The 22,843-nt window shown below is 62.9% G+C and carries 23 protein-coding genes; 10 read left to right on the forward strand and 13 right to left on the reverse strand.

Annotated features, from left to right (window positions below; translation table 11 throughout):
* Positions 1-4: 4 nt before the first annotated feature.
* The gene (locus AC05QJ_RS01245; RefSeq protein ID WP_476745197.1) at positions 5-826 is read right to left on the reverse strand and encodes an amino acid ABC transporter permease; all 822 of its coding nucleotides are present in this window, start codon (positions 824-826) and stop codon (positions 5-7) included.
* Positions 823-1,644, reverse strand: coding sequence for an ABC transporter substrate-binding protein (locus AC05QJ_RS01250; RefSeq protein ID WP_476745198.1), 822 nt, complete (start codon positions 1,642-1,644; stop codon positions 823-825). The genes AC05QJ_RS01245 and AC05QJ_RS01250 overlap by 4 nt, the downstream gene beginning before the upstream one ends.
* Positions 1,645-1,750: 106 nt before the next feature.
* Between AC05QJ_RS01250 and AC05QJ_RS01255 the strand changes: the two genes are divergently transcribed.
* Positions 1,751-2,650: a homocysteine S-methyltransferase family protein gene (locus tag AC05QJ_RS01255; RefSeq protein WP_476745199.1), complete on the forward strand. Its 900-nt coding sequence runs from the start codon at positions 1,751-1,753 to the stop codon at positions 2,648-2,650.
* 4 nt (positions 2,651-2,654) lie between these two features.
* Here the strand turns inward: AC05QJ_RS01255 and AC05QJ_RS01260 are convergent, their stop codons facing one another.
* The 3 genes from AC05QJ_RS01260 to AC05QJ_RS01270 are packed head-to-tail and all read right to left on the reverse strand — an operon-like array spanning position 2,655 to position 4,436.
* Complete coding sequence (locus tag AC05QJ_RS01260; RefSeq protein ID WP_476745200.1) at positions 2,655-3,329, reverse strand: GNAT family N-acetyltransferase; 675 nt, start codon at positions 3,327-3,329, stop codon at positions 2,655-2,657.
* 14 nt (positions 3,330-3,343) lie between these two features.
* Positions 3,344-3,793, reverse strand: a complete 450-nt coding sequence (locus tag AC05QJ_RS01265) for an N-acetyltransferase family protein (RefSeq protein ID WP_476745201.1) — start codon at positions 3,791-3,793, stop codon at positions 3,344-3,346.
* A 13-nt stretch (positions 3,794-3,806) separates the two neighbouring features.
* Positions 3,807-4,436: an FMN-binding negative transcriptional regulator gene (locus tag AC05QJ_RS01270; protein WP_476745202.1), complete on the reverse strand. Its 630-nt coding sequence runs from the start codon at positions 4,434-4,436 to the stop codon at positions 3,807-3,809.
* 90 nt (positions 4,437-4,526) lie between these two features.
* Between AC05QJ_RS01270 and pdxR the strand changes: the two genes are divergently transcribed.
* Positions 4,527-6,056 (forward strand): MocR-like pyridoxine biosynthesis transcription factor PdxR, encoded by a 1,530-nt coding sequence (gene pdxR, locus AC05QJ_RS01275; protein WP_476745203.1) that lies wholly within the window; start codon positions 4,527-4,529, stop codon positions 6,054-6,056.
* A 72-nt stretch (positions 6,057-6,128) separates the two neighbouring features.
* Here the strand turns inward: pdxR and AC05QJ_RS01280 are convergent, their stop codons facing one another.
* From AC05QJ_RS01280 to aspA, 5 genes are all read right to left on the reverse strand, one after another.
* Positions 6,129-7,232 (reverse strand): polyamine ABC transporter substrate-binding protein, encoded by a 1,104-nt coding sequence (locus tag AC05QJ_RS01280; RefSeq protein WP_476745204.1) that lies wholly within the window; start codon positions 7,230-7,232, stop codon positions 6,129-6,131.
* Positions 7,229-8,275, reverse strand: coding sequence for a histone deacetylase family protein (locus tag AC05QJ_RS01285; RefSeq protein ID WP_476745205.1), 1,047 nt, complete (start codon positions 8,273-8,275; stop codon positions 7,229-7,231). The genes AC05QJ_RS01280 and AC05QJ_RS01285 overlap by 4 nt, the downstream gene beginning before the upstream one ends.
* Before the next feature lie 156 nt (positions 8,276-8,431).
* Positions 8,432-9,424 carry an AraC family transcriptional regulator gene (locus tag AC05QJ_RS01290; RefSeq protein ID WP_476745206.1) on the reverse strand — a complete coding sequence of 331 codons (993 nt, stop codon included), beginning with the start codon at positions 9,422-9,424 and terminating at the stop codon, positions 8,432-8,434.
* Between the two features lie 51 nt (positions 9,425-9,475).
* Positions 9,476-10,471: an asparaginase gene (locus AC05QJ_RS01295; protein ID WP_476745207.1), complete on the reverse strand. Its 996-nt coding sequence runs from the start codon at positions 10,469-10,471 to the stop codon at positions 9,476-9,478.
* 189 nt (positions 10,472-10,660) lie between these two features.
* Entirely contained in the window at positions 10,661-12,085 is a 1,425-nt protein-coding gene (aspA, locus tag AC05QJ_RS01300) for an aspartate ammonia-lyase (protein WP_476745208.1), read from the reverse strand.
* A 181-nt stretch (positions 12,086-12,266) separates the two neighbouring features.
* Here aspA and AC05QJ_RS01305 point away from each other — a divergent pair, with 181 nt between their 5' ends.
* A complete protein-coding gene (locus tag AC05QJ_RS01305) occupies positions 12,267-13,175 on the forward strand; it encodes a LysR substrate-binding domain-containing protein (RefSeq protein WP_476745209.1) in 909 nt (302 codons plus the stop codon).
* 7 nt (positions 13,176-13,182) lie between these two features.
* Here AC05QJ_RS01305 and AC05QJ_RS01310 read toward each other — a convergent pair whose 3' ends face one another.
* Positions 13,183-13,827, reverse strand: a complete 645-nt coding sequence (locus AC05QJ_RS01310; protein ID WP_476745210.1) for a hypothetical protein — start codon at positions 13,825-13,827, stop codon at positions 13,183-13,185.
* A gap of 253 nt (positions 13,828-14,080) precedes the next feature.
* Here AC05QJ_RS01310 and purE point away from each other — a divergent pair, with 253 nt between their 5' ends.
* From purE to AC05QJ_RS01330, 4 genes are all read left to right on the forward strand, one after another.
* Positions 14,081-14,572, forward strand: a complete 492-nt coding sequence (gene purE, locus AC05QJ_RS01315; protein ID WP_009402441.1) for a 5-(carboxyamino)imidazole ribonucleotide mutase — start codon at positions 14,081-14,083, stop codon at positions 14,570-14,572.
* A 10-nt stretch (positions 14,573-14,582) separates the two neighbouring features.
* The gene (locus AC05QJ_RS01320; RefSeq protein WP_476745211.1) at positions 14,583-15,665 is read left to right on the forward strand and encodes a 5-(carboxyamino)imidazole ribonucleotide synthase; all 1,083 of its coding nucleotides are present in this window, start codon (positions 14,583-14,585) and stop codon (positions 15,663-15,665) included.
* Between the two features lie 90 nt (positions 15,666-15,755).
* Positions 15,756-16,001 (forward strand): GlsB/YeaQ/YmgE family stress response membrane protein, encoded by a 246-nt coding sequence (locus AC05QJ_RS01325; protein WP_476745212.1) that lies wholly within the window; start codon positions 15,756-15,758, stop codon positions 15,999-16,001.
* 50 nt (positions 16,002-16,051) lie between these two features.
* The gene (locus AC05QJ_RS01330; protein ID WP_476745213.1) at positions 16,052-16,585 is read left to right on the forward strand and encodes a DUF3299 domain-containing protein; all 534 of its coding nucleotides are present in this window, start codon (positions 16,052-16,054) and stop codon (positions 16,583-16,585) included.
* An 18-nt stretch (positions 16,586-16,603) separates the two neighbouring features.
* Here AC05QJ_RS01330 and AC05QJ_RS01335 read toward each other — a convergent pair whose 3' ends face one another.
* Positions 16,604-17,500 carry a D-hexose-6-phosphate mutarotase gene (locus AC05QJ_RS01335; protein WP_476745214.1) on the reverse strand — a complete coding sequence of 299 codons (897 nt, stop codon included), beginning with the start codon at positions 17,498-17,500 and terminating at the stop codon, positions 16,604-16,606.
* Between the two features lie 71 nt (positions 17,501-17,571).
* Positions 17,572-17,973 (reverse strand): acyl-CoA thioesterase, encoded by a 402-nt coding sequence (locus AC05QJ_RS01340; protein WP_009402429.1) that lies wholly within the window; start codon positions 17,971-17,973, stop codon positions 17,572-17,574.
* Positions 17,974-18,338: 365 nt separating this feature from the next.
* Here AC05QJ_RS01340 and AC05QJ_RS01345 point away from each other — a divergent pair, with 365 nt between their 5' ends.
* The 3 genes from AC05QJ_RS01345 (at position 18,339) to AC05QJ_RS01355 (ending at position 22,839) form a co-directional block, all read left to right on the forward strand.
* Positions 18,339-19,628 carry an MFS transporter gene (locus tag AC05QJ_RS01345; RefSeq protein WP_476745215.1) on the forward strand — a complete coding sequence of 430 codons (1,290 nt, stop codon included), beginning with the start codon at positions 18,339-18,341 and terminating at the stop codon, positions 19,626-19,628.
* Between the two features lie 146 nt (positions 19,629-19,774).
* Entirely contained in the window at positions 19,775-22,381 is a 2,607-nt protein-coding gene (locus tag AC05QJ_RS01350; protein WP_476745216.1) for an S-type pyocin domain-containing protein, read from the forward strand.
* Positions 22,378-22,839, forward strand: a complete 462-nt coding sequence (locus AC05QJ_RS01355; protein WP_476745217.1) for a DUF6392 family protein — start codon at positions 22,378-22,380, stop codon at positions 22,837-22,839. Before AC05QJ_RS01350 ends, AC05QJ_RS01355 begins: the two co-directional genes overlap by 4 nt.
* Positions 22,840-22,843: the final 4 nt, after the last annotated feature.

Genomic DNA, 22,843 nt, shown 5'->3' on the forward strand with positions numbered 1-22,843 from the left:
CAGCTTATCGCTCAAACCCCTTCCCGTAATACCGCTCCAACCGCGCCTGCACCAGTTCCAGCGCAACCGACAGCAGCCAGTAGATCAGCGCCGCGGTGGTGAGCATTTCCAGGTAGCGGTAGCTGGAACGGCCGTAGGACTGCGCCAGGAACATCACTTCCCATACCCCCATCACCGAGATCAGCGACGAGTCCTTGAGCATCGAGATGAACTGGTTGGCGCCTGGCGGGATGATGGTGCGCATGGCCTGGGGCAGGGTGATGCTCCAGAAGATGGTCGATGGCCGCATGCCGAGGGCCAGGGCTGCCTGGCGCTGGCCGGGGGCGACGCCGAGGATACCGGCACGGAAGATCTCGCTGAGGTAGGCGCCGTAGTTCAGCGACAGGGCGATGATGCCGGCGCTGATGGCGCCCGGCACCAGGCCGATCTGCGGCAGGCCCAGGTAGATCAGCAGGATCTGGATCAGCAACGGGGTGCCACGGAAGAACGAGGTGTAGAAGCTGGCGATGCCCAGCAGCACCGCACTGCTGGACAGACGCGCCAACGCGGCGGCGAAGCCCAGCGCGACCGAGCAGACCATCGAACAGAGGCACAGGAACAGCGTCAGCGCCGCGCCCTGAAGGAAGCCGTTCGGGCCGAGCTTGAAGCCGGCCAGATTGGGAAACTTCTCGACGATGATCGAAAACTTCAGATCAAAGCTCAGGAAGAAGCCGACAAAGACCAGCAGCAACACCAGCCAGGTCAGGTAAAGCCGCGTCCGGAAGCCCGGTAGCGGCACGCCCGCGCCAGTGGCGGCGGGCTTGGGAGGCAGTTCGTGGGCACTCATTTGCTGATGTCGGCGCCGATCCATTTCTGCGAGATGCGCGCCAGGGTGCCGTCCTGTTTCAGTTGGGCGAACACGTCACGCACCTTGGCGTCCCACTCGGCGTCGCCTTTCTCGATGGCCACCGAGTTCGGCTCTTCATAAATCGGCGCGCCGGCCAGCTTGAAGCGTTTGTCCTGGTCCAGGCGCGGTTTGGCGGTGACCAGGTTGGTGAGGATGGCATCCAGACGCACGCCGGCACCCAGGCCGAGGTCCTGGAAGGCGATGTTGTCGGTGTCGTACGGCGCGATCTGCACGGCTTCGAACGGATAGTCGATCTTCGCGTCCTCGGCGCCTTCGATCACCAGGTTCTTGTTCAGGTAGCTTTCGTAGCTGGACGCTGCCGTCAGGCCGACCTTGAGGCCGTTCAGGTCCTTGGCCGAATGGATGCGCTCATCCTTGGCGTTGACCACGATTACCGCTGGCGAGGCGTAGTACTCCACCGGGAAGTCGAAGACCTCGGCGCGAGCCTTGCTCGGGGTCATGGAGCAGATGCAGATGTCATAGCGGCCGCTCCAGCGGCCGGCGGCGATCACGTCCCAGGACGGCGTCTCCAGGCGCAGCTTGACGCCAAGCTTGTCGGCCACCGCCTTGGCCACGTCGACGTCGAAACCGTCGAGCTGGTTCTGCTCATTGAGGAAGGAAAACGGTGGATAACTTTCCATCAGCACGTTGACCAGCTCTTTGCGGGATTCCACGCGGTCCAGAGTGGCACCGGCGAAGGCTTGGGTGGCAGCGGTCAAGGCCAGCAGGCCCGCGCCCAACAGGGAGGAAAATCGCATGAGAATCACCGGAAAAAGTTGTAAGAAAAAACGATGGGTGTATTAAATAGTTATAAATATTCGGGCACTAATACGTTTTATTTCTATTTATAGAAGCGGGTGTTATATGGGCGAAAAGTCGTTGGTCATTCTCGATGGCGGCATGGGCCGGGAACTGCAGCGCCGTGGCGCGCCGTTCCGGCAGCCGGAGTGGTCGGCGCTCGCGCTGAGCGAGGCGCCGGAAGCGGTGGTGGCGGTACATCGGGCGTATATCGAAGCCGGGGCGCAGGTCATCACCAGCAACAGTTATGCGGTGGTGCCATTCCATATTGGTGAGGAACGTTTCAGGAAAGAGGGGCGCGCTCTGGCCAGTACCGCAGGCCAGCTGGCCCGTACCGCGGCAGACGCCGGCCCGCAGAAGGTGCGCGTGGCAGGCTCGCTGCCGCCGCTGTTCGGCTCCTATCGCCCTGACCTGTACCAGCCCGAGCGTGTTGCCGAAGTGCTGACGCCGCTGGTGGACGGGCTGTCCGAGCATGTGGACCTGTGGCTGGCGGAAACCCAGAGTGCCATCGCTGAGGTCCAGGCTATCCGCGCCGGCTTGCCGCAGGACGGCAAGCCGCTGTGGGTCTCGTTCACCTTGCAGGACGAAGACGTCGATGAAGTGCCGCGCCTGCGTTCGGGCGAGCCGGTGGTCGATGCCGCCGAGGCGGTTGCCGCGCTCGGTGCCCAGACGCTGCTGTTCAACTGCAGCCAGCCGGAAGTGATCGGTGCCGCCATCGACGACGCCATCGCCACCTTCGAGCGCCTGGGCGTGGACATCGCGGTCGGCGCCTATGCCAACGCCTTCCCGCCGCAGCCAAAAGACGCCACCGCCAACGATGGTCTGGACGAGCTGCGCGAAGACCTCGACCCGCCGGGCTACCTGCACTGGACGCAAGACTGGCGCCAACGCGGCGCCAGTCTGCTGGGTGGTTGCTGCGGCATCGGCCCCGAGCACATCGCGCTGCTGGCCGAACGCCTGAAGTAACGCCTCAGGCGTTTTCGCGGCAGGCTTCGAGCGTCGTCAACTGGCCTTGCGGGCCCTGGTTGTCGGCGCTCAGCCAGCGCTCGAAGCCGGCGGCGATCGCCGGCCATTCGTCATCGAGAATCGAGTACCAGGCCGTATCGCGGTTCTGGTCCTTGACCACCATGTGCTTGCGAAACACCCCTTCGAAGCTGAAGCCGAAGCGCTCCGCGGCCCGCCGCGAACGGGCGTTGGCGTTGTTGCACTTCCACTCCAGGCGTCGGTTGCCCAGTTCGAAGGACTGCTTGCCCAGCAGGTAGACGGCCTCGGTGCCTTTTGGCGTGCGCTGCATGGCGGCGCCAAAGGCGATATGGCCGATCTCGATACGGCCCTGCGTCGGGACGATGGACATCAGGCTGAGAATGCCCTGCACCTGCCCGCTGGCGAGGTCGATCACGCTGTAGAACAGCGGGTCGCGGCTGGCAGCGTTGCCTTCGAGCCACTGGTCGAAGGCGGCGCGTTCGGTGAAGGGGCCGTAAGGCAGGTAGTCCCACAGCTTCGCGTCCGAGTCCGGGCCTTGCAGTACATCCCAGAGGTCGTCGCCGTGCTGGCGCGGGTCGAGTTTTTCCAGGCGGATGAAGCGGCCGGTCAGCGGTTCGGCCTGGGGTTCCCTGGCGGGTTGCCAGTTCAGATGCGTGCTCATGAAGGCTCCTTGGCTTACAGCAGCGGCTTGCGGAACTGGATGAAGCCGCCACGCTCGGCGACCTGCTCGTACAGGGAAATCGCCGTGGCATTGGTTTCGTGGGTCAGCCAGTGGACCTTGCAGCAGTTCGCCTCGGTGGCGGCGGCGTAGACGTGCTCGATCAACTGGCGACCGATCCCCAGGCCGCGCTGGTTGCCGTCGACGTAGAGGTCTTGCAGGTAACAGGCGTTCTCCACTGCCCAGTTGGTGCGGTGGTAGATGAAGTTGACCATGCCCACTGCCTTGCCATCGACCCAGGCGAGGGCGGAATGGGTGGGCTCGCTCGGGTCCAGCAGGCGCTGCCAGGTGACGGCACTGACGTCGTCGGCCAGTTCGGTCTCGTAGAAGCGCAGGTAGGCCTGCCACAGCGGGAACCAGGCGGCGTGGTCGGCGGCGCTGACCGGGCGGATCTGTACGGTAGACATGAGGCGCGTTCCTTCAGGGTTGCTGCATCAGCGCAGCGAGTTGGTTGTCCAGTGGGTCGTGGCTGGCGGCCAGGCCGCGACGTACGCCGTCCTGGTCGATGGCCGAACGGTTCTGGCTGAGCTTGCGGTTGGCTTGCAGGCGATCGATCGGCAGTTGGAAGCCGACGATGGCCTTGAGCATGCCGTCAATGTAGTCGGCCGGCGCATCGTCCACCGACCACGGATGTTCGCGGCCCTGTTCGTGGCGGTCGCTGAGGCGGCGGACGATGTCCAGCAGCGGCGCGGCTTCGTGGATCACCCGCGGCGAGCCCCAGGCGTGGACCGCCACATAGTTCCAGGTCGGCACGGTGCGCGGGTTCCCGGCCTTGCTCGGGTAGAAACCGGGGCTGACGTAGGCGTCGGCGCCGGGAAATACCACCAGGACTTCGGCGCCTTTCTCCAGATCGCGCCATTGCTTGTTGGCGCGTGCCAGGTGGCCGTACAGCGTGCCCTTGGCGCCGACGGCCGGGTCGAGCAGCAATGGCACATGGGTCGCCTGCAGGCCTTGCTCACCCTGGGTGACCAACAGTGCCAGGCGGGTATCGGCGATGTGCTGGTGCAGGCTGTTCAGGTCTTCGTCTTTGAAAGCGCTGGGTGTGTACATGGAGGGTTTCCTTGGCGAATGGCCTCATCCTAGGCAGGCTATTGGTCTAGAGTAAGAGCCATTTCAGGTTGATTTTTTAGGTCCAATTCCATGGTCGATCCTTCTGTTTCCCTGTCATTCGATCCCTCCGGAATCGCCCTCGACCGCCGCCAGGGCCTGAGCCGGCAGCTGTACCAGGCCTTGCGCGCGCGGGTGCTGGACGGGCGCCTCGGCAGCGGCACGCGGCTACCGGCCAGCCGTGATATGGCGGCAATCCTCGGCCTGTCCCGCAACAGTGTGGTGCGCGCCTACGACCAGCTTTATGCCGAGGGCTTCATCGAAAGCCGGGTGGGAGATGGCACCTATGTCAGCCAGTTGCCGAAGTTGTCCACAAAAGTATCCACAAGGTTATCCCGGGGTTTATCTACAGGGTTATCCACAAAATCGGCAGAAACCACTGAGGATTCGTCCAGTAAAGTTATCCACACCGCGCCGCTGATTCGTCTGGAAAATCATCATTTGCCTACACCCAGAAGCGGTCCGCCCCGGGCTTTTCGGGTGGGTGTACCGGCCTTCGATCTGTTTCCGTTCGAGGTCTGGGCCAAGCTGCAGGCGGGTTTCTGGCGAAATCCGGATTTGGCGAGCCTCGGTTATGGCGATCCGGCGGGCGAGCCGCTGCTTCGAGAACTGATTGCGGCCTATCTGCGTCGATCCAGAGGGGTTTCCTGCTCGGCTGAGCAAATTGTGATCACCACCGGCGCGCAGCAGGCCATCAGCCTTTGTGCACAGTTGCTGCTGGAGCCCGGGACGGGAGTCGCTGTGGAAAACCCGGGCTACCGTGCCGCCGGTTGCGCCTTCGCGCAGACCGGTGCCACGGTGCATGGCGTGGCTGTGGATAACGATGGGCTGGATTGTGCGGCTCTGGCGGCGCTGCCGGATTGCCGCATGACCTACGTCACGCCTTCGCATCAATACCCCACCGGCGTAGTGATGAGCCTGGCCCGGCGCCTGGAACTGCTGGCCTGGGCCGAGCGCAGCGAGGGCTGGATCGTCGAGGATGACTACGACGGCGAGTACCGCTACAGCGGTGCGCCCTTGGCGCCGTTGGCCGCGTTGGACCGAAGCGGGCGGGTGTTGTATGTCGGTACGTTCAGCAAGGTGGCGTTTCCGGCGTTGCGCCTGGGCTACCTGGTATTGCCGCGGCAACTGGTCCAGCCGTTTTCCCGCTGCCGGGCGCTGATGGTGCGGCACTCGGAGGTCGGGACCCAGTCGGTGATGGCGCAGTTCATGGCCCAGGGACACTTCCAGCGCCATATTCGGCGCATGCGGCGGGCGGCGTTGAGTCGCAGGAATGCGCTGATGGCCGGCTGGCCTGTGGATATCCCGGGCGTGGGTGGTTTGCCGGAAATGGTCGCGGGGTTGCACGTCAAGGTGGATGTGGATAACCCGGAGCAGGAACGCTGGCTGGTGGACAAGGCGCTGGAGGCAGGGGTCGAGTTGAATGCGCTGAGTGATTACTGGTTGCCGGAAACGCCGCCGGCTGTGGATAAGAGCGCGGGGCTGGTGCTGGGCTTTGCGGCGGTGGGCGAAGCGGGGATTGCCGAGGCGCTGGAGAAGTTGAAGCGCGCCTGGAAAGGGTGAGTTATTCGTTGGCCTTCAGGCCTTCATCGCTGGCAAGCGGCGCTCCGCTTGCCAGCGATGAGGCGCAAACACCTAGGTCCCAGCCTTGATTTTGGTCCAGGCCCGTGTCCGTGCCCGCTCGGCGTCACGGTTCAGCGGTGTCAGTGTGTACAGCTTCTTCATCGCTTCCGCTGTCGGATACAGGTTCGGGTTGTTGCGGATCGCCGGCGCAACCAGTTCGGTAGCGTCTTTGTTCGGGTTCGGATAGCCGACGAAGTCGCTGATCGGTGCAATCACCTTGGGTTGCAGCAGGTAGTTGATGAACGCATGGGCATCGTCCGGGTTGGCCGCGCCCTTGGGGATCGACAGCATGTCGAACCAGATCGGCGCCCCTTCCTTCGGCAGGCGCATGTCCACCACCACGCCGTTCTTCGCTTCGATGGCGCGGTTGGCCGCCTGCGAGAAGCTGCCGGAATAGCCCACGGCCACGCAGATGTCGCCGTTGGCGATATCGGCCATGTACTTGGACGAGTGGAAGTAGGTGATATACGGCCGGATCTTCAGCATCAGCTCTTCGGCCTTCTTGTAGTCCGCAGGCTTGTCACTGTTGGGCGGCAGGCCCAGGTGCTGCAGGGCCAGCGGCATGATCTCCGACGGCGAATCGAGCAAGGCCACGCCGCACTGCTTGAGCTTGGAGATGTTTTCTTCCTTGAAGATCAGGTCCCAGCTGTCCACCGGCGCGTTGTCGCCCAGCACCGCCTTGACCTTGGCCGGGTTGAAGCCGATCAGCACGGTGCCGTACATGTACGGCACGGCAAATTTGTTGCCGGGGTCGTTGGCTTCGATCAGCTTCATCAGTGCCGGGTCCAGGTGCTGCCAGTTCGGCAGCTTGCTGCGGTCCAGCGGCTGGAACACCCCGGCCTCGATCTGCTTGGCCAGGAATACGTTGGATGGCACTACCACGTCGTAGCCGGAGTTGCCGGTCAGCAGCTTGGCTTCGAGGGCCTCGTTGGTGTCGAAGATGTCGTAGATCAGCTTGACCTGGGTGTCCTTCTGGAAGTCGGTCAGGGTCTGCGGCGTGATGTAGTCGAACCAGTTGTAGACCCGCAACGTTCGCTGCTCGGCGACGGCCTGGAGGCTGCCGGCGAGCAGGGTGGTACACAGCAGGGGGGCGAGCAGTCGCTTGAATCGAGTCATGCGTGGGCTTCCTGTTGGGTGCGTTCGAAACCTTCGAGTACGTTCACGGCGTTGATGCCGATTTCTTCCACCGCATAGCCGCCTTCCATCACGAACAGGGTCGGCTTGCCGAGACGGGCGATGCGTTCGCCCATCGCCAGGTAATCAGGGCTGTCGAGCTTGAACTGGGAGATCGGGTCGTCCTTGAAAGTGTCCACGCCCAGGGAAATCACCAGCACGTCCGGTGCGTAGGCTTCGATGCGCTGGCAGGCCTGGTCGAGGGCGTTGCTCCAGGTGGTCCAGTCACTGCCGGCGGGCAGCGGATAGTTGACGTTGTAGCCTTCGCCGGCCCCTTCGCCGTGTTCGTCGGCATAGCCGAGGAAGAACGGGAATTCGGCCTGCGGGTCGCCGTGGATCGAGGCGAAGAACACGTCGCTGCGCGCGTAGAAGATTTCCTGGGTGCCGTTGCCGTGGTGGTAGTCGACATCGAGGATGGCGACTTTCTGGTGGCCCTGATCAAGGAAGGCCTGGGCGGCAATGGCGGCGTTGTTCAGGTAGCAGTAGCCGCCCATTACATCGCTGGCGGCGTGGTGTCCTGGTGGACGGCAAAGGGCAAAGGCGCTGTGGGCGCCGGCCTGCACGGCGGCCTGGGCCGTCAGCGCGACTTGCGCGGCGCTGTAGGCGGCTTGCCAGGTGCCGGCGGTGATCGGGGCGCCGGCGTCGAAGCTGTAGTAGCCCAGCTCGCCCAGCAGGCTGGTGGGCTTGACCCGACGCAGGGTGCGGGCTGGCCACGTGAAGGGCAGCAGGTCGCCGTCACGCTTGAGCTCGGCCCAGCGGGCCCAGGCACCTTCGAAGAAGTTCAGGTAATCGGCGCTGTGGACCCGCAGCAGCGGTTCGCGTCCGAAGTCCCGTGGGCCGCTGATGGGACCGAGGTCTCGAGCCTTGACCCGTTCCAGGACATGGTCGGCGCGCGAGGGCATTTCGAAGCAGGGCATGAGTTGACCGTCGATCAGCTCGCAGCGGCCGTGGTGCAGGCGATGGTCATCGGAATAGATCGTCAGCATTGTTGTTCTCCAAATCACTGGCGTTGTTTTTGGAGCCAATTGTTCATGGGCAATGCGGTGCAGCAGAACGGCGCAAACGGCCAAAAGGGGATCGATATGGCCAATGCGGGTGTCCGGATTTGGCCCCTGGATGGTGCATCGGCGCTGCGCCGCCGTTCAGGGCCGGAAATGACTCGGCGCCACGCCGCTCCAGCGCATGAATGCATGCCGGAAACTCGCGGTCTCGCTGAAGCCCAGTTCCTCGGCGATGCGGTAGATCGGCATTTCGCCTTCGCCCAGCAATTGCTTGGCCCGCTCAAACCGTAGCTCATCCAGCAATTGTTGGTAGCTGCTGCCCATGTCGCCCAGATGGCGGCGCAGGGTGCGCGATGAGCAGTTCATCTGCCGCGCCAGTCCTTCCAGGCCCGGCGCGGCGTCCAGTTGCCGGGCCAGCAGATCGCGGATGCGGCCCAGCCAGGCCTGGCGGCCGGTGAACTCGAGATTGAGCTGTCGGCAGCGTTCGCTCATGGCCCGGTGGGTCACCTGATCGGCCAGCGGCAACGGCTGTTGCAGCAGGGTGCGGTCGAAGGCGAAAGCGTTGTCGTCGGCGTCGAAGCGCAGCGGGCAGCTGAAGGGATCGCCGTACAGCGGGTGGTAATCCGGCGTCGGGTGGGCGAAGCGGGCGCCGAGCAGCGGCAACGGCTGGCCCAGCAGGTCGTCGCAGATGACTTTCAGCGAGGTCAGGCAGAACTCGGCGTTGAACGCCGCCAACTGCGGTTCTTCGCGGTAATCGCTGGCGCTGAACCAGATGCGTTCGCCATCCTCGATCAGGCGCAGATGGAAAAGTGTTCCCAGAAGCGCGGGATACCGCAGCGCCAGGCGCAGGGCGTCACCTAAGGTGGCACTGGAGAGCAGGGCATAGCCAAGCATGCCGTAGGACGAGACGTGCATGCGCCGGCCCAGTTCCAGGCCGATTTCCCGCCGCCGGGCCACGGCATTGGCGCACACCAGCATCTCCTGGCGAGTGGTGATGCGCGGATCGGCGCGGCCCAGGTCTGCCGGGCTGATGCCGCTGCCTTCCAGCAGGGCATCTTCATCCAGGCCCTGGTTGCGGAAAGCCTGGAGTACCAGGGACACCGCGTTCAAGGTGGTCAGGTGGGAGTGGAGCATGCTCGGTACCCGGCTATTGGACTGACCGGGAAGCGAGCAAATTGTATGCCTTCACCGCAACTCTCCGGTCAGGTCCACCTCCACCAGGCGGCGGACTTCTTCCACATCCAGGCCGCAGCCCAGCAGCAATTGCAACTTGCCGAAGGCCGCCTCGCGGGTCATGCCGCCACCGGACAGCACTCCTGCCTGACGCAAGCGGCTGCCGGCTTCGTAGATGTCCAGTTCCACGCCGCCCTCCTGGCATTGGGTGATGGCGACCACCACCACGCCGCTGGCGCGGGCTTCGTTGAGGGCCGCGATGAAGTCCGGGTTATCCCCAGGCCCGGTACCGCTGCCGAAGCATTCGAGAATCAGGCCGCCGGCACCGGTGTTGAGCATCGCTCGCAGCGCGTCTGCGGAAAAGCCCGGCACCAGCGGCAGCACGGCGACATTCGCCAATTGCTTCGGCTGACGGTAATCCAGCGCGGCGGGCAGAGGTGATGCGGGTGCCGCGATGCCGTTGCGCTTGAGGGCAACGAACGGGTGTCGGCCAAAGCTGCGGATCTTGGCGGTGCGATGGGGCGGCAGCAGTTCGCCGTGGAAATACAGTTGCACGCCGCTGGCGATACCGTCGCTCAGCGCCTGCAGTGCGCCGGTGAGGTTTTCCCAGGCGTCGCTTTGCTCCACGCCAGCCGGCAACATCGAGCCAGTGAACAGCACCGGCGTGTCCAGCCCGAGCAACTGAAAGCTCAAAGCGGCCGCACTGTAGGCCAGGGTATCGGTGCCATGCAGCACCAGCACCGCATCGCAGCCGGCATCGACGGCTTCGATGATCGCCGCGCGCAGGCGCTGCCAATACTGCGGCGTCATGTTGGCGCTGTCGATCAACGGCGCCATTTCGCGAAAGCGCCACGCTGCCAGGTCGCCATGGCCGGACAACTGCGCGCGCATGCGCTGCTCGAAGCCGGAAGCGGGGGTCAGGCCGTTGGCACTGGCCTGCATGCCGATGGTGCCGCCGGTATAGAGCACCATGATGCTGCGGGCGGGTCGGTGGGACGCCGGAATCATGCGCCATTCTCCATGGTCGATCTTGTTCGTAGCCGGGCACAGTACGACATCCGGTGGAGAACTGTCAGGCGCAATCCGAGGGCCGGAGCCTGGGCGGGAATAAAAAAAGGGCCCGGGGTGTAAGCCCTGGGCCCTCAAAGGTGAGAGGTGTCTAGTCCCTCGACCTGGTGAGACGGTGGTTGCGTGGGATTACGCCTTCAGCGGAACCAGACGCGGAGCGATCATGTTTTCCGGACGCAGGATGTCGTTGAGCATCGCTTCGTCCAGCAGCTGTTCTTCGCGCACCAGTTCCAGCACGCCGCGGCCGGTTTCCAGGGCGACGCGGGCGATACGGGTGGCGTTTTCGTAGCCGATGTAAGGGTTCAGGGCGGTGACCAGGCCGATCGAGTGCTCGACCAGTTCACGGCAGCGCTGTTCGTTGGCGGTGATGCCGACGATGCAGTGCTCGCGCAGCATGTCCATGGCGCGTTGCAGCAGGCGGATCGAGTCGAAGATCTTGTAGGCGATCAGCGGCTCCATCACGTTCAACTGCAGTTGGCCGCCTTCGGCAGCGATGGTCAGGGCCAGGTCGTTGCCCATGATGGCGAAGGCCACCTGGTTGACCGCTTCCGGGATGACCGGGTTGACCTTGCCTGGCATGATCGAGCTGCCTGGCTGGCGAGCCGGCAGGTTGATCTCGTTGATGCCGGTGCGCGGGCCGCTGGACAGCAGGCGCAGGTCGTTGCAGATCTTCGACAGCTTGACCGCAGTACGCTTGAGCATGCCGGAGAACAGGACGAAGGCGCCCATGTCCGAGGTGGCTTCGATCAGGTCGGCGGCCGGAACCAGCGGCTGGCCGCTGATGGCGGCCAGGCGCTGAACGGCCAGAGCCTGGTAGCCTGGGTCGGCGTTGATGCCGGTACCGATGGCGGTACCGCCCAGGTTCACTTCGGTCAGCACTTCCGGTGCCAGGGTGCGCAGGCGGTTCAGGTCTTCGGTCAGGGTGGTGGCGAAGGCGCGGAATTCCTGGCCCAGGGTCATCGGTACCGCGTCCTGCAACTGGGTACGGCCCATCTTCAGAACGTGGTTGAATTCTTCACCTTTGGCCGCGAACGCCTGGATCAGGCTGTCGAGGCTGGCCAGCAGCGCGTCGTGACCCAGCAGCAGACCCAGGCGGATCGCGGTCGGGTAGGCGTCGTTGGTCGACTGCGCCATGTTCACGTCGTTGTTCGGGTGCAGGTGCTTGTACTCGCCCTTCTGGTGGCCCATGGCCTCCAGCGCGATGTTGGCGATGACTTCGTTGGCGTTCATGTTGGTGGAAGTACCAGCACCGCCCTGAATCATGTCCACGACGAACTGCTCGTGGTACTCGCCACGGATCAGGCGAGAGCAGGCTTCGGTGATGGCTGCGTGTTTGGCATCGCTCAGGTGGCCCAGCTCACGGTTGGCGTCGGCAGCAGCCTGCTTGACCATGGCCAGGGCCACGACCAGCTTCGGGTAGTGCGACAGCGGTACACCGGAGAGGTGGAAGTTGTTGGCAGCGCGCAGGGTCTGGATACCGTAGTAGGCGTCGGCAGGGACTTCCAGGGTGCCAAGCAGGTCTTTTTCAACGCGGAACGATGCAGCAGCGGACATGATGGATATCATCTCGAATTAACCCGGCACATGCCGGAATGGCGCTAATCGTAGGGGTGAGGCCCCTTTTGCGGCCAATGCTGTTGCACGCTAACCTATGCACAAACGGCATAACGCCCCATGTGACGTTCTTTCGCGATCGAGCGTGTGCCATTTTGGTGCAGGCATTGGAGATACCCTGATGAACCTTGAAAGCAAATGGCTGGAAGACTTCAGCGCCCTGGCTGCGACCCGCAGCTTCTCCCAGGCCGCCGAGCGCCGGTTCGTGACCCAGCCCGCTTTCAGCCGCCGGATCAGAAGCCTGGAGGCCGCGCTCGGCCTGACCCTGGTCAACCGCTCGAGAACGCCCATCGAGCTGACAGCGGCCGGACAACTGTTTCTGGTCACTGCCCGTACGGTTGTCGACCAGTTGAGCGAAGTTCTCCGCCATTTACACCATCTTGAGGGCGGTCAGGGTGAAGTGATCCAGGTGGCGGCCGCCCATTCCCTGGCGCTGGGTTTCTTCCCGCGCTGGATCGCCCAGTTGCGCAATGACGGCCTGAATATCGCAACCCGGCTGGTGGCGACCAACGTCGGCGACGCCGTGCATGCGCTGCGTGAAGGCGGCTGCGATCTGATGCTGGCGTTCTATGACCCCGACGCGGCGTTGCAGATGGACGCCGAAATCTTCCCTTCGTTGCACCTGGGTCATACCGAGATGTTGCCGGTCTGCGCCGCAGGGCCCGATGGCAAACCGCTGTTCGACCTGGAAGGCGAGGGCAGCGTGCCGCTGCTGGCCTATAGCGCCGGTGCGTTTCTCGGGCGATCGGTGAACCTGCTGCTGCGCCAGCGCAACCTGCGGTTTACCACCATCTATGAAACCGCCATGGCCGACAGCCTCAAGGGCATGGCCCTGGAAGGGCTGGGTATCGCCTGGGTGCCCAGTCTGTCGGCGCGGGCCGAACTGGAGCGTGGGGAACTGGTGATCTGTGGCGGACCCCAGTGGCATGTGCCACTGGAAATCCGCCTGTACCGGTGCGCATTGGTGCGCAAGGCCAATGTCCGGCTACTGTGGCGCAAGCTCGAATCGGGCATGCATGAACAACCCTGAGGGCGGGTCATCGCTGGAGTTTTTTCAGGTAGCTGGCAATGTTGTTGCGGTTTTCATCGGTATACCGATAGCAGTTGGAGCGTAGATAGAGCCGTTGGGCGAACATATAGGGCTCGCAGAACCAGCCGTTGAAATTGACATAGGACTGTTCATGGGTAGCGCTCAGCGTGTGGCCCAACTCATGGCCGGGCGTGGCATAGGAGGTGAGTGAGGCAATCGCCGCGTGGCCCGCCTGGTGGGCTATGCCCGAAATGGTTGCCGTGCCTTCCTTGCCCAGCCCCTCGCGGGTGAGCAGCAAGTATTTGTTGCCGATCGTGGTCCCGGGAGTGTTCTGCTGCCGGCGCCAGACCGATGAGGCGTCGGCCCAGAGGGCCAGGGTCTGTTCAGGCGTGTTGCTCGAGTAGTCGATGCTGGTCAGCTCTGGAATGTTGCGCTCGAAGTAGAGGAGTACGGGCATGTCGACGATCTGGCGGAGTTCGTTGAGCCAGAAATCGAAATAATCGGCTTGTAGCTGTTCGTCTGAAATATCGGCCAGTTCATCATGGGGAAAAACCCAGATGGTCAATTGTCGGGAGGTATCGGCGTTGGCTGGCGTGGCCTGGAATGAGAGCGCCAGGGCCAGTGGCAGGGCGGATTTCAGCAGGTTTTGCATGGAGCGTCCTCGCATCGGGTGGCATGAGCCGTCACCGTAACGCCAGCCCCCGCTGCCAGAGCATCTGGAAACCCCGCAGTGGGTCACCGGTCGGACCTGCCGACAGGGCTGGGCGTTTCCTTGCCAACTGCGCTACAATCCCGCGCCTTCGACCAGACGGTCGAATCAGAATCCGTATGACGAGCCACGCCGGTCTTCCCGCGTGGCTCGTTGCTTTTGGTCGCCGCAAGGCGCTTACAGGAGAGGCTCGACGATGAGTGCACTGGTTGGCGTGATCATGGGCTCCAAGTCCGATTGGTCCACCCTTAGCCACACCGCCGATATGCTGGAAAAACTCGGCATTCCCTACGAAGTGAAGGTGGTGTCCGCCCACCGTACGCCGGATCTGCTGTTCCAGTACGCCGAAGAGGCCGAAGGCCGTGGCATCGAGGTGATCATCGCCGGTGCCGGTGGCGCGGCTCACCTGCCGGGCATGTGCGCGGCCAAGACCCACCTGCCGGTACTGGGCGTACCGGTCCAGTCGTCGATGCTGTCGGGTGTCGATTCGCTGCTGTCCATCGTGCAGATGCCGGCCGGTATCCCGGTGGCAACGCTGGCGATCGGCAAGGCCGGTGCCATCAATGCCGCGCTGCTCTCGGCGAGCATCCTGGGCGCCAAGCACCCGCAGTTCCACACCGTGCTCAAGCAGTTCCGCGCTGAGCAGACAGACAGCGTTCTGGACAATCCAGACCCACGCCAGGCCTGAGGTCACACGCATGAAAATCGGTGTAATCGGTGGCGGCCAGCTGGGCCGCATGCTGGCCCTGGCGGGCACTCCGCTGGGCATGAACTTCGCCTTCCTCGATCCGGCCCCGGATGCCTGTGCTGCCCCTCTGGGCGAACACCTGCGCGCCGACTACGGCGATCAGGACCACCTGCGCCAACTGGCCGATGAAGTCGACCTGGTGACGTTCGAGTTCGAAAGCGTGCCGGCGGAAACCGTGGCGTTCCTTTCGCAGTTCGTGCCGGTTTACCCGAGTGCCGAAGCCCTGCGCATCGCCCGCGATCGCTGGTTCGAGAAGAGCATGTTCAAGGAGCTGGGCATTCCGACCCCGGCGTTCGCCGACATCCAGTCGCAAGCCGACCTGGATGCCGCTGTCGCCGCCATCGGCCTGCCGGCCGTGCTGAAAACCCGCACCCTGGGTTACGACGGCAAGGGCCAGAAAGTCCTGCGCAGCGCCGCCGATGTCACCGATACCTTCGCCGAGCTGGGCAGCGTGCCATGCCTGCTGGAAGGTTTCGTGCCGTTCACCGGCGAAGTCTCGCTGGTCGCCGTGCGTGCCCGTGATGGCGAAACCCGTTTCTACCCGCTGGTGCACAACACCCACGAGAGCGGCATCCTGCGCCTGTCGGTGGCCAGTAGCGATCACCCGTTGCAGGCATTGGCCGAAGACTACGCTGGCCGTGTGCTGGAAAAACTCGATTACGTCGGCGTGCTGGCGTTCGAGTTCTTCGAAGTGGATGGTGGCCTGAAGGCCAACGAAATCGCCCCGCGTGTCCACAACTCCGGCCACTGGACCATCGAAGGTGCCGAGTGCAGCCAGTTCGAGAACCATCTGCGTGCCGTCGCCGGCCTGCCGCTGGGGCCGACTCGCAAGGTCGGCGAGAGCGCCATGCTCAACTTCATCGGCGAAGTGCCGGCTGTGGATAAAGTCGTCGCCATCGACGACTGCCATCTGCACCACTACGGCAAGGCCTTCAAGGCCGGTCGCAAGGTGGGCCATGCCACCCTGCGTTGCGCCGACATGGCGACCCTGGAGCAGAAGATCCAGCAAGTCGAAGCCCTGATCGCGGGCTGAACTGAACCTCTTCATCCCGGCACCCTCTGATTGCAGGACGCCAAAGCGCTACTAGGCTTTGGCTATTGGATCTACATCAGAGGGATTGCCATGGGAATCATCGGAACCATCTTCATCGGCCTGATCGTTGGTCTGCTGGCGCGCTTTCTCAAGCCCGGCGACGACAGCATGGGCTGGATCATGACCATTCTTCTCGGCATCGGTGGCTCGCTCGCGGCGACCTACGGTGGCCAGGCACTGGGTATCTACCAGGCCGGTGAGGCCGCAGGGTTCATTGGCGCCGTGGTCGGCGCAATCATCCTGTTGGTGATCTACGGTTTCATCAAAAAGAGCTGACACAAGGCTAGAATGCTCGGCAACTTTCCTGCGAGTTGCCGAGCTTTTTCATGCGCGCGTTGTTATTCATTCCCCTGCTGCTGTGCAGCACCCTGGCCCGGGCCCAGCTGCCTGAGACCGACTGGCTGGACCTGATGCCCAAGTCGGACCAGAAGGCTTTGGAAGCCATGCCCGAAATCGATCACAACTCTCCGGAAGCCCAGGGCACCTTTACCGACAAGGGTGGCTTGAAGCAAAGCAAAGGGCTGCCGGCAGTGATGTACTCGACCAAGACCGTGGCCGCCATGAACGGAAAATCCATTCGCCTGGGTGGCTATCCCGTTCCGCTGGAGAGCGACGCCAAGGGCAACAGCACCCTGTTCTTCCTCGTCCCCTATCCGGGCGCCTGCATTCACGTGCCGCCACCGCCGCCGAACCAGCTGGTGCTGGTGCGTTATCCGAAAGGCATCAAGCTGGCCGACATCTACACACCGCTGTGGGTCAGCGGCACTCTGAAGATCGAGAAGGTCAGCAACGACCTGGCAGACGCGGCCTATGCCATGGACGCCGGCAAAGTACGGGTCGTGGAAGACGCGGACCTGTAGGACACAGGCCCGCAAGGCTCACAGAGGCGCGCTGGTGATACTCAGGCCAAGGGTGTGGCTGGCGCCGGGGGCGAGGGTGACGATGTCATCCCAGACGTTGGCGGTCTCGATGCACAGCATGCGTTGCCAGCCATCGTCTGCCATGTCTGGCAACTGCGCGGCACGTTCGGTCCATGGATTCCAGATCACCGCCGAGCGCGAACCGGTGCAGTTCAGGTGAATGCGCCGGTTCCATGACGGGTCGACGATGCTCAGCTGCCTGGGGGTGTCGAGGTAGATGCGGTCGGTCTCGCCGCTGAAGTCCAGATCGGCAACCTGCGTGCGCTGTTCCCAGTCGGCGAGCGTCTCGATGTAGCCAAGCCCGGAGACGCCTTCTACGTGCACCGAGCGCACGTCGCTCACGGCGAAATAGCTGTGCAGCGCCTGGCTGAGGGTGACCGGGTCGGTGCCCAGGTTATGGCTGGTGAGACTCAGGCTCAGTTGCTCGCCCATCACGATGGTCAGCGTGAGCTCGACCTGATGCGGCCACTCGGGCAGTTCGCCCTGGCTTTCCGGCAGCGTGAATTCCAGTTGCACGGTGTCGCCGCTGCTGTCGATGCCCAGCAGTTGCCAGTCGCGCCCGCGGGCAAGACCGTGAGCCGGGGCATCGAGCCCGTTGAACTGGGCGCGGACCGCTTCGGGATTGCGTTGCAGATTACCGAACCATGGCCAGCATACCGGCACGCCGGCGCGCACCGATTTGCCACGCTTGAACAGGGCCTGGTCGCTGAGCCAGAGAAGGGGAGGTTCGCCCAGTCGCTGGTAGCTCAGCACCTGCGCACCCTGCTGCGCCACCAGCAGCTCGGCGCTGTCGGTGGTGATGCGCCAGCAGTTGAGCTCGCCGTGTTGTTCCGATTCGACCTTGGGTGTGGACATGCGCTGATCTCGTTGGGTTACCGTAAGGTCTTTGACCTTTCACAGACCCGTGAGTTTACCGCGCACCCGGTTCAGCGACGAGGCGGGACCGAGCGGGTGCGGCCGCTGCCGTCGATGGCGACGAAGACGAAGACAGCCTCGGTGACCTTTCGCCATTCGCTGGACAGTGGGTCGTCGCTCCACACTTCGACCATCATCTGGATCGAGCTGCGGCCGATTTCCAGGGTCTGGGTATAGAAGGACAATTGTGCGCCAACGGCGACCGGCACCAGGAACGCCATGCGGTCGATGGCCACGGTCGCGACACGGCCACCGGCAACGCGGCTGGCCATCGCGGTGCCGGCCAGGTCCATCTGTGCGACCAGCCAGCCGCCGAAAATATCGCCAAAACCGTTGGTTTCCCGCGGTAGCGCGGTGATCTGCAAGGCCAGGTCGCCTTGCGGAATGGGATCTTCTTGTTCGAGTTCAATCATGCCGGGGGTGCCTCGGACCCGTGTCGCTTCGTTGGTTGACGCAGTATCGGACGCCGCGAAAAACGATTCTCAGCAGACTCAAACCACGCTGCTTTCGCTTCGAAGGGCGGCGAAGGGAAACTCTGCGAAACCGACCAAGCTTACTTGGCAGCGTTTTCGCACAATATCCCACCTTGGACTCAACCGGTTTCTACGAGGGGCCAGTATATAGAGCCTCGCAGGCACCGACGACCATGCAGTCACCATTATCTGCGGGGAATATGTAGATCTGTGTCGCTTTCGGACAATTTGTTATTGTCCGGAGTTCATTTCAGGCCCGTTACAACCGTGCTGCCAGGCCTGAACTATCAATAAGAGAACCTTCAATGACCTCCGTGCCCTCCAGTATCGATCAGCCCGCCCGGCCGCTGACCCGCAGTGACTACAAAACCCTGTCGCTTTCCGCCCTTGGCGGTGCGCTGGAGTTCTACGACTTCATCATCTTCGTGTTCTTCGCCACGGTGGTCGGCAAGCTGTTCTTCCCGGCGGACATGCCCGAATGGCTGCGCCTGATGCAGACGTTCGGCATCTTTGCCGCCGGCTATCTGGCGCGGCCACTGGGCGGCATCGTCATGGCGCACTTCGGCGACCTGCTCGGGCGCAAGAAGATGTTCACCCTGAGTATCTTCCTGATGGCCGTGCCGACCCTGATCATGGGCCTGCTGCCGACCTACGCGCAGATCGGCATGGCGGCGCCCATCCTGCTCCTGCTGATGCGCGTCATCCAGGGCGCGGCCATTGGTGGTGAAGTGCCCGGTGCCTGGGTGTTCGTCTCCGAGCACGTGCCGGCACGTAACACGGGCTTTGCCTGCGGCACCCTGACCGCTGGCCTGACGGCGGGCATTTTGCTGGGTTCGCTGGTCGCCACGTTGATCAACACCGTCTACACCCCGGCCGAAGTGTCCGATTACGCCTGGCGGATCCCGTTCCTGCTGGGCGGCGTGTTCGGCCTGTTCTCGGTCTATCTGCGTCGCTGGCTGCACGAGACCCCGGTCTTCGCCGAGCTGCAGCAGCGCAAGGCCCTGGCCGAAGAAGTGCCGCTGCGCGCGGTCCTGCGTGACCATCGCGGCGCCATCGTGCTGTCGATGCTGCTGACCTGGCTGCTGTCGGCCGGCATCATCGTCGTGATCCTGATGACCCCGACCATCCTGCAGACCGTCTACGGCTTCACCCCGACCGTGGCCCTGCAGGCCAACAGCCTGGCGATCGTGCTGCTGACCCTGGGCTGCATCGGCGCCGGCAAGCTGGTGGACCGCTTCGGTGCCGGCCGGGTGTTCGTGGCGGGCAGTCTGGCGCTGCTGGTGACCTCCTGGACCTTCTATCACACCCTCGCCGACCACAAGGACCTGCTGTTCCCGATGTACGCCCTGACCGGCCTCTGCGTCGGCATCGTCGGCGCCGTGCCGTTCGTGATGGTGCGGGCCTTCCCGCCGGTGGTGCGTTTCAGCGGCCTGTCGTTCTCCTACAACGTCGCCTACGCCATCTTCGGCGGCCTGACCCCGATGGCCGTGACCGCGCTGCTCAAGTTCAGCCCCATGGCGCCGGCGCTGTATGTGGCCGGGATCTGCACCATTGGTCTGCTGGTTGGCTTGTACCTGCTTGCGACCAAACGCTGATCTTCTGCTCTTCCGTTGCAGGGCCATCCTGCAACGGCTCCTGCGAAACATGCTGATCAATATGGCGGCCCCACTGCCATAAAGATGTACCTCAGCCGCTCCAGGTCAACCCGACACCCTGCGCCATACAGACAAGGAGAATCTGTATGGACAAAACGCTATTCGATAAATCCACGGGTGACGTGGTTATCCGTGAGGGTTCCACGCAAACACCGGGTCAGCGCGACGCGGGCTTTTTTACCATAGGAGGGGGCGGCGGGTTTTCCGGGGGATTTGGGGGATCCAGCCGCAAGCGAGCCAAAAAGCGCGCCAGGGCCAGGGCGCAAGCGCTTGCCAATCGCCATGCCGGGGACCAGGCAGCCGCCGAAGCTGCGCAACAGGCGCAACTCGCCGCTCAGGCGGCAGCCCACCGGCAGTGGGTAGAACACTTCTCGCAAAGCCAGCAGGCTACTCGTGCGGAAATTGACCGACGTTACGCTGCCCATCAGGGAAATGTCGGACAAGCGCTGACGGCTGAATTGAACGCTGTCCGCCGGTATCCGGCCAGTGATGGCAGTGAGCGCTGGCAGCTTTATCTGATCACCAGGCAAAGGGTGGTGGTCGAACAGATCATCGCTGCGAAAGCTGCCGAGCTTCAGCGCGCAACCCAGCAAGCTCAAGCGTTTGACGGGCAAGACCCCCTGCAGCGATCACCACAGGACTATGCGGCGCAACTGGCGCAGCAGAGTTCCCGTCAGTCCTTTGAACAACTCCACCAAGCCTGGGAGGCCGCTTACATCGCGGCGCACGAGGCACAGCTCCTTTCTGAAGCCATTCGCCAGTTGACCGAGCGATCCAATGCCCTGATGGCTCTGCATGCCGAGAAGAAAGAGCTGTGGAAGGCTCGGGAGGCGGAGTGGGAGCGGCAGCGGCAGTACGCCGAACTGCGCGAGGCGCGCGTCCGGTTCAAGCAACTGGCTGACGAAAACCTCCGCCTGAAGCGGCTGCCCGAGGCCAACTCGCTGACGATGCCAATGGCCGCGACAGGCGGTGTCAGCATCCTCACCTGGAACGGCGTCCGGGTGGCCGAACCTGTTGTCGGCGCAATCGAACGGATGGTTTTCGACGCGACCAAGGAAGCTATCCGTATCGCTGCTATCCGCGCAGGTCAGACAGTTGCCCTGTTCGTGGCGACGATCACCTACTCCGCGGATATGGGATATAGCGAGCTCAGGCCCGGCCAGCGTCGCTTCATTCAAGGGATCGGCGTCCCGGCTGGCGTGATGGGCGTCCGTTCGGGGCAATATCTGCAAGCCTTGGCCGAGAGCGGAGAAATGGCTGAGGTCGACTATCGGGTCAAGCTCGAAGCACACAGCGGCAGCACCGCAATCATCGTGGCCGGAACGGGTGAGCAGATTCCAGCCCGCATTCCAGTCAGAAGCGCGGTTTTCGATCCGCTGACCAACACGTACAGGGCAGCAGGGCAAACGCCCATGGACCGTGACCTGGTGTTTGCGTCTGACGCCGCGCCTGTCGATCTGCCCGGGGCGCAGTCCGTCATGGAGTCGGGCTTGCTGTCGTCCGGGTTGGAGGCTCTCGAGATTCCAGTCGGTGTCGATTACCGTATCGACGACTGCATCGTCTGCATTCCCGGTCGGGCACCGCTTTATTTTTCGTTCGATGTTCCGCCAGCCGGGGCGGGTGTCGTCAGTGGCAGTGGACAAGTTGCTGCACCGGGTTGGTGGGAAGCCAGCGCCCAGGCGGCTGGAGCACCGATCCCGGCGCAGTCGGCGAGTACGCTGCGGGGGCGGGCGTTCGCTTCGTTCGGCAGCTTCGAGCAGGCGATGTGGCGGGCTATTGCCGAAGAAGCGGCTCCCGGCGGGGCATTTGGCGAGGCCAACCAGCGGCGCATTGCCAACGGTCTGGCACCTTATGCGCCGAAAAGCACCTGGGTTGGCGAACGCCGCGAATTCGAGATTCGTTACCCTGAAGGTGCTGCGCTCGGCACCGAGCCCTATGACCTTGACCGCCTGAGTATCCACAATCCCGCCAGTGTTGTGGGCGCGCGACCACAGACTCAGCCTTTCATCCCGTGGCTGTCGCTCGGCGAACCCATTTCACTCGAGGCGGCGAAATCGTTGGCGCACTCCTCGGGTGGCCGTCGTACCTGGACGCCTCTGGTACCGCCGGGAGCCGGTCTGCTGGGGTCGACCGATCTGCCCGAAGGGCCGTCGCTGCCGGGAATCCTGCCAGGCACCGAACTCGACCCATATCGACCGCAAATTGAAACACTTCCGGGGCTGGACGAGGGCGAGATCGGGTCCAGTATTCCTGGTTACGGGGCTGACGATGATCTACCCGAGCCTGGGCTGGTTTTCTCGGAACCGCTGGATGTGGGGCCTTATGATGAGTTGAGTCGTGAGAGCAGAAAGGATGGGCTGGATATTGACCACATTTCTTCGCGGAAGGCGTTGGAGATGTTTATTTTGAGGCGGGATCCTAAAATAGAAGCCTGGGATTTAAGAGACCACCTTTCAAAAGCGCCAAGTATTGCAATTCCCGCAGAGGTTCATCGAAAGTTTAGTGAGACTTTTGGCGGAAGAAATACCAAGGACAAACAGTATCAAGACTCGCTTGATATCAAGACTGCGGTAGACAGCAATCTCGATGCTATCAAGCCGGGCCTGCTCGAGTATGGGCTGCTAGAGGCAGATATTGAAGCTGCACGCGATAAACTTCACGCCCTTAACCGGGAGCAAGGATGGTATGAATGAAAATTTCTGAACTTGAGACGCTTATTGGCCTCCTCGGGAAAAGCCACGTTGACCTGATTGCAATGAACGTTGTGCCAGATGCTCCGCTTTTGCAGATTTTTCCGGAGTCGGAGATTTTCTTCTTTGAGCCTGAAGAGGGGGTTGGCATGACCTTTTCACCAGAGGAGAAAATATTCACAAGACTGTTTATTACGCTAAAAGAAACCACGCCATCCACAATCGAGTACGAAGGGGAGCTGCCAAATCGTTTGTTAATGAACATGGACAAAGCCACAGTGCATAAACTTTTCGGTGTTCCGAAGTCTAGTCACGGCCCTGTGAAGTTACCACAGACGGGTTGGACAGGTGGCTGGGATCTTTACGATTTTGATCTCGAAAAATTTCCATATGTGGATCTGACATTCAAGTACCTGGCCGATTCTACGGTCCAGAACTTGATTTTCGAACTGAAGTCGTGAACAA

Source organism: Pseudomonas sp. TUM25319, from assembly GCF_056388475.1.